We start from the raw sequence: 12,520 nt of genomic DNA on the forward strand, positions 1-12,520 counted from the left end.
TTCGTGGTCGGTGACGGCGGCCCGAACGGCCGCCGCCACCCGCCAGCGGACCGCCTTACTTCTTCGCCGCAACCGGCTTGCCGTCGGCGTCGAGCACCACGACCTCGCCGAGGTCGAGGGCGCGGATCGGCGCCTCGATCTTCGACAGGTCGCCGACCACGACCCAAGTCAGCGCGTCCGGGTCGAGCGCCTTCGCCGCCTCGGCCGCCTTGGCCGGGGTGAACGCAGCCACTTCGGCGTTGCGCACCTGCACCCAGTTGTCCGGGCGGCCGTAGCGGACGATGCCGCCCAGCGTGCCCATCACCGCGTCGGCGGTCTCGTAGGCGCCCGGCTGGCTGCGCAGCTCGTTGGCGACGACCTTGTCGACCTCGGCCTGCGTCGCCGGGTTCTTGCCGGTCGCGTACTCGGCGATCTCGCGGCGCGCCTCGGCCACCGATTCGGCGGCCTTGTCGATCTGTACCGGCGCCACCGCCAGGAACGGCCGCTGCCCCAGCGCGTTGACCAGGACGGTGCGGGCGCCGTACGACCAGTGCTTGTCCTCGCGCAGGTTCATGTTCAGGCGCGAGGTGAAGGAGCCGCCCAGCACTTCATTGCTGGTTTCCAGCGCGACCGCGCCCGGGTCCTTCGTGGAAGGCACCAGCAGGCCGGCGTAGATGTTGGCCTGCACCGCGCCGGGCTGGTCGATCAGGAACACGCGCTCCTTCGCCGGGCGCGCGACCTGCGGCAGCGCCGGGGCGGCCGGCGCCGCGCCCTCGCCCTTCCATTCGCCGAGGTGCTTGTCGAGCAGCGGCACGATTTCGTCGAGGGTGGTGTCGCCGACCACGATCACGGTGGCTTTCTCCGGGCGCAGCCACTGCTTCTGCCAGTCCAGCAGCTGCCCGCGGCCGAGGCCGGCGATCGCCGCCTCAGTGCCGCTGCCGGTGAACGGGATGCCGTAGGGATGGCCCTCGCCGTACAGCAGCGGCGGCAGCACGCGCAGCGCGGCGGTCTGCGGACGCACCTTCTCCTGTTTGATGCCGGCGATCCACTGCGCCTTCACGCGGTCGATCTCGTTCTGGTCGAAGCGCGGGCGCTGCAGGGTGTCGGCGTACAGCTGCAGCGACGGCTCCAGGTTCTCCTTCAGCGCCGACAGCCAGACGGTGCTGCCGTCGAGCGAAGCGCCGGCGCCGAGCTCGGCGCCCAGTTCCTCGCTGCGCGACTTGAAGTCGAGCGCGCCGAGTTCGCCCGCGCCCTCGTCGAGCATGCCGGCGGCGAAGCTGGCGACGCCGGGCTTGCCGGCCGGGTCGCTGGCGTAGCCGCCGGGAAACTGGTAGCTGATGTTGACCACCGGGATTTCGTGGCGCTCGGCCAGCACCACGGTGCTGCCGTTCTTCAGCGTCGCGCGCTGCAGCGCCGGGAACTTCAGCTGCGGGAAGCTTTCCACCTTCGGCACGCCGGCCTTGCGGTCGACCTTGCTGGCGACGGTCCTGTACTTGCCGTCGGGCTTGCCGAGCACGAACGGCGCCGGCGTCGCCGCTTCCTCTTCCACCAGCGGCTTGCGCTCGCCCGGCTTCACCACGAAGGTGTGGCTGGGCTTGCCCAGCCATTCGGCGCCGGCCGCGCGCACGGCGTCCGGCGTCGCCTCGGCCACGGTCTCCAGCGAATCGCGGAAGCAGCCCGGGTCGCCCTCGTAGATCGCGCACGACGCCAGCACGTCGGCCTTGCCGCCGAAGCCGCCGATGCGCTCGATGCCGCGGACGAAGTTGGCACGGTAGCTGGTCTTGGCGCGCGCCAGCTCTTCGGCGGTCGGGCCTTCGGCCAGCAGCTTGTCGAGCTCCTCGTCGATGATCGCCTCGACCTTGGCCGGATCGACGCCCTGCTTGACCATCGCGGTGATGCCGAACTGGCCGGCCAGCTGGCTGCCGTAGTTGTAGGTGCCGACGCTGTCGACCAGCTTCTCCTGGTACACCAGGCGGCGGTCGAGGCGCGAACTGGCGCTGCCGCCGAGCACGTCGGAGAACAGGTCGAGCAGGTCGCTCTCGGCGCTGCCGGCCTGCGGCACGTTCCACAGGCGGCGGATCTGCACCTGCGGCACCTTGTCCTCGAGTTCGGTGCGGCCTTCGGCGGCCAGCGGGGCGATGTCGACCTTCGGCTGCGCCATCGTCGGCGTGGCCGGGATGTCGCCGAAGTACCTGGCGACCTTTTCCTTCGCCGTTTTCACGTCGATGTCGCCGGCCAGGACCAGCACCGCGTTGTTCGGGCCGTACCAGGCGCGGAACCAGTTCTTCACGTCCTCCAGCGCGGCCGCGTTGAGGTCGTTCATCGAGCCGATCGTGGTGTGGTGGTACGGGTGGCCTTCCGGGAACATCGTCGCCGAGACCACCTGGCGCAGCTGGCCGTAGGGCTGGTTCTCGCCCTGGCGCTTCTCGTTCTGCACCACCCCGCGTTGTTCGTCGAGGGTCTTCTGGTCGATCGCGCCGAGCAGGTGGCCCATCCGGTCCGACTCCATCCACAGCGCCATGTCGAGCGCCGTGGTCGGCACGTTCTCGAAATAGTTGGTGCGGTCGGAATTGGTGGTGCCGTTCATGTCGGTGGCGCCGGCCTGCTCGAACGGCTCGAAGAACTCGCCCGGGGCGTTTTCCGAACCGTTGAACATCAGGTGCTCGAACAGGTGGGCGAAGCCGCTGCGCCCGGCCGGTTCGTCCTTGCTGCCGACGTGGTACCAGATGTTGACCGCGACGATCGGCGCCTTGCGGTCGGTATGCACGATCACGCGCAGGCCGTTGGGCAGGGTGAATTGCTCGTACGGAATATCGGCGGCGGCGGCCGGCGCCTCGGCTTGCGCGGGCGCAGGCGCGAAAGCGAACCCGCCGAGGGCGGTGCTGAGGGCGACGGCAAGCAAGGCGGCACGCGGCCGGCGGGAAACGGTCATCTGCGACTCCATGTGAACGGGAATTCCCCCAAGTCCGCCGATGCTAACCGCCGGCCACTTCGACGGCATAGGCCACAAGCCACGAGGACCGAAGACGCGGTGCGCGGGAAAACGGCAACCCTTTGCCCCGTCGCCGCATCCACATCAGGTGTGCGGTGACCGGAAGCGGTGCGCCGGACCAGCCCGGCGGCGGACCGGGGCGCGGTCGCGGTCCTCGGACCCGACCACGCGCCAACCGCCGACGGACTGCAACCCGCCGGGACGGACACCCGGACGGACAGCGGACGCCCTCGCTCCTCTTGATTTTCTTGTGAATCAACAGGTTGTGATTGGCACGGAGCCTGCGTCCAGATAGCGCAAGACGGATCCCCCGGTCCGATCATGAACCAAAGATAAATGAAAGAGCCGTCACGACAGGTTCTGGTTGACCTTTCTGATCTGGTGTATTACTTTACTACCACACCGATGTTCAATAACACTAGCGAGGCTCCCATGAAAACCTTCCCCCTGCTGCCGCTGACCGCTGCCATGCTGTTCGCCGCCTGCACCGGTTCCATGCTGATGTCCGCCCAGACCGCCGACCCGACGGCCCAGGCGCGTACCGCCGCCACCGACTCGGCAATGAAGATCGTCGACCTCCCGGCCGTGGTCGTCCATGGCGACCCGGTGCTGGCCGCCGAACTGCGCGCCGAGAAGGAACGCGCCCGGCAGGCCCGCATCGTCGACCTGCCGGCCGTGGTCGTCCACGGCGACCCGGTGCTGGCCGCCGAACTGCGCGCCGCCCGGCAGGCCATGTCGGCGATCGAGATCGTCGACCTGCCCGCGGTCATCGTGCGCCCGACCGTCGAGGACGCCTTGCCGGTGATCGCCGCGGGCCTGGCGCCGCTGGCGCGCTGAGCGCGGCGGCTAGAATCCGCGCCGATGCCAGCCGCTACGCCCACCATCGACGTCGTGCTGTACCAGCCGGAAATCCCGCCGAACACCGGCAACGTGATCCGGCTCTGCGCCAACACCGGCGCGCGCCTGCATCTGGTCCGGCCCCTGGGCTTCGCGCTCGAGGACAGCCAGTTGCGCCGCGCCGGCCTGGACTACCACGAATACGCGCGGATGCAGGTGCACGACTCGCTGGCGGCCGCGTTGCAGGCGATCGCGCCGCAGCGGCTGTTCGCGCTGAGCACGCGCGGCCGGCAGCGTTACGACCAGGTCCGCTACGCCAGCGGCGACGCGTTCCTGTTCGGCCCGGAGACGCGCGGCCTGCCTGCGGACGTGCTGGAAGGCGTGGCCCCGGAGCGGCGCCTGCGCCTGCCGATGCGCCCGCACAACCGCAGCCTCAACCTGTCCAACAGCGTCGCCGTGGTCGTGTTCGAGGCATGGCGGCAACTGGGCTTCCCCGGCGCGGCCGAACCGGCGCCCTAGCAGAACGCGCGGCGGAAATCACATTTAGTTCCCGGAATCCGCGCTTAATTCATGTACTGGTCAGTTTGATATTCAGGATCGATTGCGGCCGGGAAACGGAAACTTCACACACCGGCGGCCCCCCCTCTGCGCCGGCAAACAATCCCAAGAAACGAGGCTTCAAATGAAGAATTCCGTGCTCGCCCTGTCCCTGCTGGCCCTGCTGCCGTTCGCCGCCTCCGCGGCCGATGGCGTCAGCTACACCTATGTCGAGGGCGGCTACCTGAAGACCAACGTCGACGGCCCCGACGCCGACGGCTGGGCGCTGAAGGGTTCGGCCGCGATCCATCCGAACTTCCACCTGTTCGGCGAGTTCGACCGGCAGGACGTCGACAACGTCAACGCCGACTTCGACCACTGGCGCGCCGGCGTCGGCTACAACCTGCCGGTGTCGCCGAATGCCGACCTGCTGGCCCGCGTGGCCTACGAGAAGTACGACGCCGGCGCGTTCGACACCGACGGCTACAGCGCCGAGGTCGGCGTGCAGGGCAGCCTGCTGCCGAACCTGAACGGCTACGCGCTGGCCGGCTACGAGGACGGCGACGACTACGACGGCGACTACTACGGCCGCCTCGGCGCCCAGTACAAGTTCACCGCCAACTGGTCCGCTTCGGCCGACGTGAAGTTCGCCGACGGCGATACCCAGTGGTTCGTCGGTCCGCGTCTGAGCTGGTAATGCGTTTATCGAAGCAAGGCGGTGCGGCTCTCTCTCCCCGTACCGCACCCGAGCCCGGCTTAGGCCGGGCTTTTTTTATGCGTGGACGCCGGCGCTCAGGCCGAATGCCAGCCCGGCGATTCCCTGAACAGGGTTTCCGGATATTCCGGCTTCTGTTCGCGGGCGAGCAGTTGCTTCAGGCCTTCGGCCGGGGTGATGTCGCCATGCAGCACCGCCTGCACCGCGGCGGAAATCGGCAGCTCGATGCCGCAGCGCCCGGCCAGGCGCATCACTTCGTTGGCGGTCTGCACCGATTCGACCACCTGGCCGATCTCGCGCACCGCCTCGGCCAGCGCCTGGCCGCGGCCGAGGGCGAGGCCGAGGCGGCGGTTGCGCGACAGGTCGCCGGTGCAGGTCAGCACCAGATCGCCGAGCCCGGCCAGGCCCATCAGGGTTTCCGGGCGCGCGCCGATCGCCGCGGCCAGGCGCAGCATCTCGTTGAGGCCGCGGGTGATCAGCCCGGCGCGGGCGTTCAGGCCCAGCTGCATGCCGTCGGCGACGCCGGTGGCCACGGCCAGCACGTTCTTCATCGCGCCACCGAGTTCGGCGCCGATCATGTCGTTGCCGGTATAGGCGCGGAACGCCGGGCCATGCAGCGCCGCGGCGACCTGCCGGGTGAACTCGGCCGAATCGCCGTGCACGGTGACCGCGGTCGGCAGGCCGAGGGTCACTTCCTTGGCGAACGACGGCCCGGTCACCACCGCCAGCGGCACCTCGGCGCCGAGCAGGCCGGCCGCGACCTCGTGCAGGAAGCGGCCCGAGCCCGGCTCGAAGCCCTTGGTCGCCCACGCGACGCCCGCGCCGGCCGGCAGCAGCGGCAGCAGCGCACGGATGGTTTCGGTGAAGGCGTGCGACGGCACCACCACCAGCACCCAGTCGGCGCCGGACACCGCCGCGGCCAGATCGGTACTGGCGCGCAGGTTCTCCGGCAGGGCGATGCCCGGCAGGTAGCGCGGGTTCTCGTGGCGGCGGCCGATCGCCTCGACCACCTGCGCGTCGCGGCCCCACAGGGTCACGCGGTGGCCGTTGCGTGCCATCAGCGCGGACAGCGCGGTGCCCCATGAGCCCGCGCCGAGCACCGCGATGTTCGATTTCGGATCGGTCATGCGTCAGGCCCCGCGGCGCAGGAACGGCCGCGGGGTGAAGCCTAGCAGGCGGCGGTCAGGCGTTGCCGGCGGCGTCGCTGTTCGCCAGGTCGGCGCCGTCCTGCTGGGTCTGCTGCGCGGCGCGCTGGCGCAGGCTTTCCACGTACAGCGCGTCGAAGTTGATCGGCTGCAGGAAGAACGGCGGGAAGCCGCCGGCCTGGATCAGGTCGCTGACCAGCTGGCGCACGTACGGGAACAGGATGTTCGGGCACTGCGTGCCGAGCAGGCCGTCGATGGTCTGCGGATCCATGCCCTGCAGGCCGAAGATGCCGGCCTGCTGGACTTCGGCGACGTAGGCGGTCTTGTCGCCGGCCTTGCAGGTCAGGGTCACGCCCAGCACCACTTCGAACACCACGTCGCCGAGGCGCTGCACGCGCTGGTTCAGGTTGAGGTTCAGTTCCGGCTGCACGTTCTCGGAGAACACCGCCGGAGCGCCGGGCACCTCGAAGGACACGTCCTTGACGTAGATCTTCTCGACGGTGAAGGCCTGGGTCGGGGCGGACGGGGCCGGGGCGGCGGCGCCGTTGTTGGTTTCGTCAGACATCGAATACTCCGGAAGCGGCTTGCGGAAGCCTGTGTGTGGAAAAAGAAGTCGATTATGGCATGGGTGGCGGCGGCGACGGCCAATTCAAGGCCGCGGCGCCCCGGACCGACGAGCGGCCCGGCGGCGCGGGACGCGCTTCAACGCCTCCGCGTCAGCCGCCCCGCCCCTTGACCAGCGGCAGCTCGGCCTGGCGCCACGCGGCGATGCCGCCGTCGAGCCAGTAGACCCGCTCGAAACCGGCCTTCTTCAGCCGCGCCGCGGCGCCGGCCGAGGCGTTGCCGTCGCGGCACACCAGCACCACCGGCAGCGATCTGGCCGGGGCCAGCAGCCGGTTGTCCGGACCGAAGGCGCTCGGCTGCACGTTGCGGCTGCCGGCGATGTGGCCCTTCTCGAAATCGGCGCTGGCCGACAGGTCCACGACCAGCGCGTTGTCGCTGTTGATCAGCCGGGTCAGTTCGGCCGGGCCCAGGCTCTTGTAGCCGCGGAACAGGCGCCGGACCTCGGTGACGACGATCGCCACGGTCAGGCCGGCCAGGGCCAGCGACAGGAACGGCGTTTCGGCGACGAAGGCCTTCAGGGTTTCGAAATTCACGGAAGCGTTCGATACGGCGGAAAGGGGCGCGATTGTCGCATACCCGCCGGTTTCCTCACTCGCCGTCCCACAGATCCGGCAGGCCGTCGAGCAGCCACCAGCGCCGCGCTTCCTCGTCCCAGCGCCAGCGTTCGCGCAGGCGCACGCTGCGCTCGGCCATGGTGTGGCGGTTGGCCACGCGCAGTTCGATCGAGCGCGACACCGTGCCGTCGGCCTCGGCCTGGCTGCCGAGGTCGCTGTAGCCGGTGACCTGCACCTGCCGGTAGCGTTCCAGTTCCAGTTCGGTCAGCGGGTGCGCCTGCCGGTACGCCGGATCGACCGCGCCCCAGGCCTGCTCGAACTCGCCCCAGCGGATCGCCGCGGCGTAGCTGGTCTGCACCTGCTCCAGCAGCCGCGCCTGCTTGCGCTTGCCGACCGCGGCGGCCGGTGCGGCCACGAACAGCGCCAGCAGCAACAGGGCGACGAGGCGGAAACCTGGTTTCATCGATTCGATCCGCAATGGCGACAGCGGCGATGTTACCGCTTCGCGATGGCCACGAAGCGGGCGGACATCTCGGTTGCGACGCCGCCTGCGGCCAGCGGCACGCTCGCCTCCAGTTGCAGCCGCGCGCGGCCGCGCTGGGCCAGGGTGGCGAAGAACGCGTCCCACGATTCGCCTGCGGCCAGCCACGCCTGCGCCGCCAGGTCGGCGTGCAACGGCGCGCGGTAGCGCACCTGGCTGTCGGCCACGTAGACCTCGGCGACGATGCCGCGCAGTTGCAGCTGCAGGCTGACCAGGCCCCAGCCGGCCAGCGTCATCAGCGACACCAGGCTGCCGCCGAAGGCGTTGCCCTTGTCGTTGACGTTGGCCGCCAGCGGCGCGCGCAGTTCCAGTCTTTCGCCGTCGAAGCCGGCGACCTCGACCCGCAGCGCCGCCACCGGCGGCATCGCCGCGCACACGTCGCGCAGGTGTCGGAGGGCGGCTTCCACATCGCTCGAACGCATCGAAGATAATCCAGTCATGGCATCGGACCGGCCCGGATGGTACGTCATCTCGCTGCGCCCGCAGGGTGGGCACGCGGCGCTGCGCGCGGCCGCGGCGCGCCGCGGCGCGAAACTGCTGGCCTTGTCGCCGTGGCGGCTGCAGGCGCGCGACGACAAGGCCGCGCGCGCCGGGCTGCGCGCCGCGCTGGCCTGCGAACGCGAGGTCTTCACCAGCCCCGCCGCGGTGCGGTGCGCGGCGGGGCTGGCGCCGCTGCGACGCCAGCGCGGGCAGGCGTGGATCGCGGTCGGCGACGGCGCCGCCGCGGCGCTGCTGCGCGCCGGCATCGACGCGGTCGTGGTCCCGGCGCGCAAGGACAGCGAGGGCCTGCTGGCGCTGCCGGAACTGCAGGCCCTGCGCGGCGTGCGCGTCGGCCTGGTCACCGCGCCGGGCGGCCGCGGCCTGCTCGCGCCGGCACTGGCGAAACGCGGCGCGCAGGTCCATCGCGCCGACGTCTACCAGCGCGTGCCGCTGCCGCCGTCGCCGCGCGCGCTGCAGGCCCTGCGCCGGCTGCGCGCGCCGGCCTGCCTGGCGCTGAGCAGCGGCGAGGCGCTGGCGACGGTGCTGGCGCAACTGCCGGCGGCGGAGAAGGCGAAGCTGCTGCGCTTCCCGGTCGCCGCGGCCAGCGAACGCCTCGCCGCGCAGGCCCGCGAATCCGGTTTCGCCCGCGTCTGCGTCGCCGCCGGCCCGCAACCGGCGCAGCTGGCGAAGGCGGCGGCGCAGGCGCTGGACGCCGCCGGCTGAACCGCGCGCCGCGGCGCTTGCCGGCGGCTACGACTTTCCGCCAATCCCGCGCTTCCGCCGCGGGTTCGCGCAGGGCGTACTGGTAGAATTCCGGGCGTTTGCACACATGGATGCTGCTGTGGACGACACCGCCGCCAAGCCGACCTCCCGCCGCATCGTGTTCTGGACGATCGGCCTGGTGTTGCTGGCGCTGGCCGCATGGCGCGGCTGGGCGTGGTGGCAGCACGGCGAAGACAGCCGGCGCGACCGGCTGGCCGCCGCCGAACAGCGCATCGCCGCGCTCGAGGAACGCAACGAAGCGCTGCGCCGCGACCTGCGCGCGCAGGCGCAACGCATCCAGGACGCCGCCGCCCCCAACCGCCTGCTGCGCGACGAAGTGCTCGGCCTGGGCCAGCGCGGCGCGCTGCTCGAGGAAAGCGTGGCCAAGCTGGCCGACACCAGCCGCCACGGCGCGCAGGCGTTGCGCCTGGACGAGGTGGAACTGCTGCTGTCGCAGGCCGCGCAGCGGCTGGACATCGCCGACGACCTCGACGGCGCGCGCCGCGCCTACGCGCTGGCCGCCGGCGCGCTCGACGGCATCGACGACCCGCGCCTGCTGAACCTGCGCCAGACCCTGGCGCAGGAACGCGAAGCCGTCGAAGCGCTCGGCGCCGGCCCGCACGCGGCGCTGGCCGCGCGCCTGGACCTGTTCGAACAATCGCTGGCGAAGCTGCCGCACAGCGCGCCGGCCGATCCGGAGCGGCCGACCTGGCAACGCGTGCTCGCGCCGCTGGTCGACGTGCGCCCGGCGCAGGGCGAGACCGTGCTCGGCAGCGACGAACGCGCCAGCGGCGAAACCGCGCTGAAGATCGAGCTGGGCCTGGCCCGCGCCGCGCTGGAACGCGACGACGACGCGGCCTTCGACGCCGCGCTGGCGCGCGCCGAGGCGTGGCTGCCGAAGCTGTGGCCGCCGTCGCCGGCGCTGGCGAAGGGCCGCGGCGAACTCAAGGCGATGCGCGCGGCGCCGCTGCGGTCGTCGGCGCCGGTGCTCGGCAGCACCCTGCAGCAACTGCGCGCCCTGCGCGGCGCGCGCACCGGCGTCGCGACGGCGTCGGTACCGGAGGCCTGACCATGAAGAAGCGCACCCTCGGCAACGCGATCCTGCTGCTGGCGCTGGCGCTGGCCGGCGCTCTGGCCCTGCACTGGTACGGCGAACGCAGCCACTCGCTCGGCGAGGTGCTGGTGCGCGCCGGCGGCTACGAACTGCACGCGACCCTGCTCGGCGCGCTGCTCGCGCTGCTGCTGGCCGCGCTGCTGCTGTGGCTGTGCTGGAAACTGGTGTCGGCGCCGTTCCGCGCGTGGGGCCGGCGCAGCCGCAAGCGCGCGCGGGCGCGGCTGATCGAAGGCCTGGAGCTGCTGCACGGCGGCCACTGGCAGCGCGCGGAAAAACTGCTGGAACAGGCCGGCGAAGACGCCGAGGTCGGCACGGTCGCGCGCATCGCCGCGGCCAGGGCCGCCGCCGCGCGCGACGACGAAGCCGCGGTGCAGCGCCACCTCGCCGCGCTGTCCGGCCGCGGCGCCGGCGCGCAGGCGCTGGCGCGCGCCGAGCGCGCGCTGGCGAAGCGGCAGCCGGGCGAAGCGCTTTCCGTGCTGGCCGCGCCCGACGCGCAACCGCTGCCGCCGCGCGGCCTGGCGCTGCAGGCCGAGGCGCTGGCCGCCTCCAATCGCGCCGGCGAGGCCTACGGCCTGCTCGGCGCGCTGAAGCAGCAGCAGGCGCTGGCAGCGGCCGCGTTCGCCGCGCTGGAATCGCGGCTGGCCGCGCAGGCGATGCGCGAAGCGGCGGACGCCAACGCGCTGGCAGAGCGCTGGGAGACGCTGCCGAAGAACCTGCGCACGGAACCGGCGATCGTCGCCGCCTATGCCGAGCGCGCGGCCGCGCTGCACTGGGACGACGCGGCCGCGCGCAGCGTCGAGCAGGCGCTGGAAACGCGCTGGGACGAATCGCTGGCCGCGCTGTACGGGCGCCTGCCGATCGACAAGACCGATTCGCGCCGCGCCAGCGCGCAACGCTGGCTGGCGTCGCACCCGGACAGCCCGGCGCTGCTGGTGACGCTGGCGCAACTGGCACGGCGCCAGGGCCAGTGGCCGCAGGCGCAGGATTTCCTGCGCCGCGCGCTCAACGCCGGCGCCGGCGCGGAGGCGTGGGAGGAACTCGGCCACGGTTTCGCCGCCGCCGGCGACGACGCGCTGTCGCGGCGCAGCTACGCCAACGCGCTGCACGCGCGCCGCGGCGAAGCGACCGAGGAACTGGCGAGCCGCGACCTGAAGCAGAAGATCCAGGACGAAGCCGTCGCCGAGGAACGCGACGAGCACGGGGTGCCGCGGCTGCGCGGGTAGCTTCCGCAGGAGGGGTGGAGCGAAGCGATACCCATCGAATCGGGAATTTCCACGCGTAGCGACGAGGGGGTATCGCCTTCGGCTCCCCCCATCCTGCTTGCTGCATCGCAAGCGCCCGGACGGCGGCGTGATCACCCGCGAGGCGGAGGCGATCCGCGCGAAGTGCCGCTGACGACCGCGGCGACAACCCGGGACTGCGGCTTTATCGGCGCATTTCGTGATGGATATGGCATATCGCCTCGCAAACTGAAATATGCAAGGCAGGATTGCTGCCGTGACCAGCCCGCGACTATCGGTCAACAGCTTGATTACGCACAGGAATTCGTCGCTTGAACGCCCCGCCCGGGCCGCGGATACTTCGTCATATCACCCCGATTTGGGGTCTATTAGGCGTTAGGCCTCATTCCATGCCAGCTCGCTTCATGTACCTCGATAATTCCGGCTCCCCAACTCAGTGGGACGGAACACGCTACTTTGACTACTTGGCAAAGGTGCGAGCACGCCTCCCAAGTGATTTGCAAAGCCTTACTGCAAAGGAGCGCTACGAGCTTCCTTCCGGTTCAGACCTTTCGCTTTGGCGTTCTAGCGTGACTTACATTCAAGCAAACCGCGGCGGAATCACATTTGGCGCAATAAACGATTACGGCACGCGTCGCTTTGAGTTCTCCTACTCTGGGGTCTGTAAGTTCCAGACCACATCAAACAGGCTCTATTTCATGCCTGCCATTGTGGTTCAAGAGCTTGTCAAATTGCGTAATGGCCTACTCCGCCACACAATTTCTGATATGCGCGGCGACTTCACGACAATCCATGCATCGTCTTTGTCCTTCCAAGAGAGCCTCATCCAATGAGGCCTAACAATTCATTCAAGCCGACGCCGCTTCGCGGCGCGGCTTAATTCAGCAACTGTCTTGAGAAGACGCCTTTTAGGCGACAGCCGCCAAGGCCATCAACTCGTCCCGACGCCGTGCATTGACGATCGTCAGCAGCTTGCGCATGCAGGCTACCAGCGCGACC

At 70.5% G+C, this 12,520-nt stretch carries 13 protein-coding genes; 7 read left to right on the forward strand and 6 right to left on the reverse strand.

Translation table 11 applies throughout. The features are described from left to right. Positions 1-55 precede the first annotated feature (55 nt). A complete protein-coding gene (locus tag CSC71_RS09955) occupies positions 56-2,911 on the reverse strand; it encodes a M16 family metallopeptidase (RefSeq protein ID WP_162374222.1) in 2,856 nt (951 codons plus the stop codon). A gap of 492 nt (positions 2,912-3,403) precedes the next feature. Between CSC71_RS09955 and CSC71_RS09960 the strand changes: the two genes are divergently transcribed. From CSC71_RS09960 to CSC71_RS09970, 3 genes are all read left to right on the forward strand, one after another. Beyond that, positions 3,404-3,808 (forward strand): hypothetical protein, encoded by a 405-nt coding sequence (locus tag CSC71_RS09960; protein ID WP_162374223.1) that lies wholly within the window; start codon positions 3,404-3,406, stop codon positions 3,806-3,808. Positions 3,809-3,832: 24 nt separating this feature from the next. Further along, a complete protein-coding gene (gene trmL / locus CSC71_RS09965) occupies positions 3,833-4,327 on the forward strand; it encodes a tRNA (uridine(34)/cytosine(34)/5-carboxymethylaminomethyluridine(34)-2'-O)-methyltransferase TrmL (protein ID WP_162374224.1) in 495 nt (164 codons plus the stop codon). 163 nt (positions 4,328-4,490) lie between these two features. Then, positions 4,491-5,042: an outer membrane beta-barrel protein gene (locus CSC71_RS09970; RefSeq protein WP_162374225.1), complete on the forward strand. Its 552-nt coding sequence runs from the start codon at positions 4,491-4,493 to the stop codon at positions 5,040-5,042. A gap of 95 nt (positions 5,043-5,137) precedes the next feature. On the opposite strand, the gene CSC71_RS09975 is transcribed toward CSC71_RS09970, so the two are convergent. The 5 genes from CSC71_RS09975 to CSC71_RS09995 all read right to left on the reverse strand — a co-directional run bounded on the left by CSC71_RS09975 (position 5,138) and on the right by CSC71_RS09995 (position 8,346). Further along, positions 5,138-6,187, reverse strand: coding sequence for an NAD(P)H-dependent glycerol-3-phosphate dehydrogenase (locus CSC71_RS09975; RefSeq protein WP_162374226.1), 1,050 nt, complete (start codon positions 6,185-6,187; stop codon positions 5,138-5,140). Between the two features lie 55 nt (positions 6,188-6,242). Next, positions 6,243-6,770, reverse strand: coding sequence for a protein-export chaperone SecB (secB, locus tag CSC71_RS09980; RefSeq protein WP_162374227.1), 528 nt, complete (start codon positions 6,768-6,770; stop codon positions 6,243-6,245). 151 nt (positions 6,771-6,921) lie between these two features. Continuing rightward, positions 6,922-7,362 carry a rhodanese-like domain-containing protein gene (locus CSC71_RS09985; protein ID WP_162374228.1) on the reverse strand — a complete coding sequence of 147 codons (441 nt, stop codon included), beginning with the start codon at positions 7,360-7,362 and terminating at the stop codon, positions 6,922-6,924. A 55-nt stretch (positions 7,363-7,417) separates the two neighbouring features. Next, complete coding sequence (locus CSC71_RS09990; protein WP_162374229.1) at positions 7,418-7,846, reverse strand: hypothetical protein; 429 nt, start codon at positions 7,844-7,846, stop codon at positions 7,418-7,420. 32 nt (positions 7,847-7,878) lie between these two features. Continuing rightward, positions 7,879-8,346 (reverse strand): YiiD C-terminal domain-containing protein, encoded by a 468-nt coding sequence (locus CSC71_RS09995; protein WP_162374230.1) that lies wholly within the window; start codon positions 8,344-8,346, stop codon positions 7,879-7,881. A gap of 16 nt (positions 8,347-8,362) precedes the next feature. Between CSC71_RS09995 and CSC71_RS10000 the strand changes: the two genes are divergently transcribed. The 4 genes from CSC71_RS10000 to CSC71_RS10015 all read left to right on the forward strand — a co-directional run bounded on the left by CSC71_RS10000 (position 8,363) and on the right by CSC71_RS10015 (position 12,354). Next, on the forward strand, positions 8,363-9,127 hold the full coding sequence (locus CSC71_RS10000; RefSeq protein ID WP_162374231.1) for a uroporphyrinogen-III synthase: 765 nt from the start codon (positions 8,363-8,365) through the stop codon (positions 9,125-9,127). Between the two features lie 106 nt (positions 9,128-9,233). Further along, positions 9,234-10,235, forward strand: a complete 1,002-nt coding sequence (locus CSC71_RS10005) for a uroporphyrinogen-III C-methyltransferase (protein ID WP_162374232.1) — start codon at positions 9,234-9,236, stop codon at positions 10,233-10,235. Positions 10,236-10,237: 2 nt separating this feature from the next. Next, complete coding sequence (locus CSC71_RS10010; protein WP_162374233.1) at positions 10,238-11,503, forward strand: heme biosynthesis protein HemY; 1,266 nt, start codon at positions 10,238-10,240, stop codon at positions 11,501-11,503. A 422-nt stretch (positions 11,504-11,925) separates the two neighbouring features. After that, positions 11,926-12,354 carry a hypothetical protein gene (locus tag CSC71_RS10015; protein ID WP_162374234.1) on the forward strand — a complete coding sequence of 143 codons (429 nt, stop codon included), beginning with the start codon at positions 11,926-11,928 and terminating at the stop codon, positions 12,352-12,354. Positions 12,355-12,520 lie beyond the last annotated feature (166 nt).

Source organism: Pseudoxanthomonas sangjuensis, assembly GCF_010211755.1.
In the GTDB taxonomy this organism is placed as follows: domain Bacteria; phylum Pseudomonadota; class Gammaproteobacteria; order Xanthomonadales; family Xanthomonadaceae; genus Pseudoxanthomonas_A; species Pseudoxanthomonas_A sangjuensis.

Bases quoted from the DNA above. Each gene is read 5' to 3' on its own strand.
- CSC71_RS09955 (WP_162374222.1), bottom strand. From the start codon at position 2,911: ATGACCGTTTCCCGCCGGCCGCGTGCCGCCTTGCTTGCCGTCGCCCTC.
- CSC71_RS09975 (WP_162374226.1), bottom strand. From the start codon at position 6,187: ATGACCGATCCGAAATCGAACATCGCGGTGCTCGGCGCGGGCTCATGG.
- CSC71_RS09960 (WP_162374223.1), top strand. From the start codon at position 3,404: ATGAAAACCTTCCCCCTGCTGCCGCTGACCGCTGCCATGCTGTTCGCC.
- CSC71_RS10005 (WP_162374232.1), top strand. From the start codon at position 9,234: ATGGATGCTGCTGTGGACGACACCGCCGCCAAGCCGACCTCCCGCCGC.
- trmL (WP_162374224.1), top strand. From the start codon at position 3,833: ATGCCAGCCGCTACGCCCACCATCGACGTCGTGCTGTACCAGCCGGAA.
- CSC71_RS09970 (WP_162374225.1), top strand. From the start codon at position 4,491: ATGAAGAATTCCGTGCTCGCCCTGTCCCTGCTGGCCCTGCTGCCGTTC.
- CSC71_RS09990 (WP_162374229.1), bottom strand. From the start codon at position 7,846: ATGAAACCAGGTTTCCGCCTCGTCGCCCTGTTGCTGCTGGCGCTGTTC.
- CSC71_RS10000 (WP_162374231.1), top strand. From the start codon at position 8,363: ATGGCATCGGACCGGCCCGGATGGTACGTCATCTCGCTGCGCCCGCAG.
- CSC71_RS09995 (WP_162374230.1), bottom strand. From the start codon at position 8,346: ATGCGTTCGAGCGATGTGGAAGCCGCCCTCCGACACCTGCGCGACGTG.
- CSC71_RS10010 (WP_162374233.1), top strand. From the start codon at position 10,238: ATGAAGAAGCGCACCCTCGGCAACGCGATCCTGCTGCTGGCGCTGGCG.
- CSC71_RS10015 (WP_162374234.1), top strand. From the start codon at position 11,926: ATGTACCTCGATAATTCCGGCTCCCCAACTCAGTGGGACGGAACACGC.
- secB (WP_162374227.1), bottom strand. From the start codon at position 6,770: ATGTCTGACGAAACCAACAACGGCGCCGCCGCCCCGGCCCCGTCCGCC.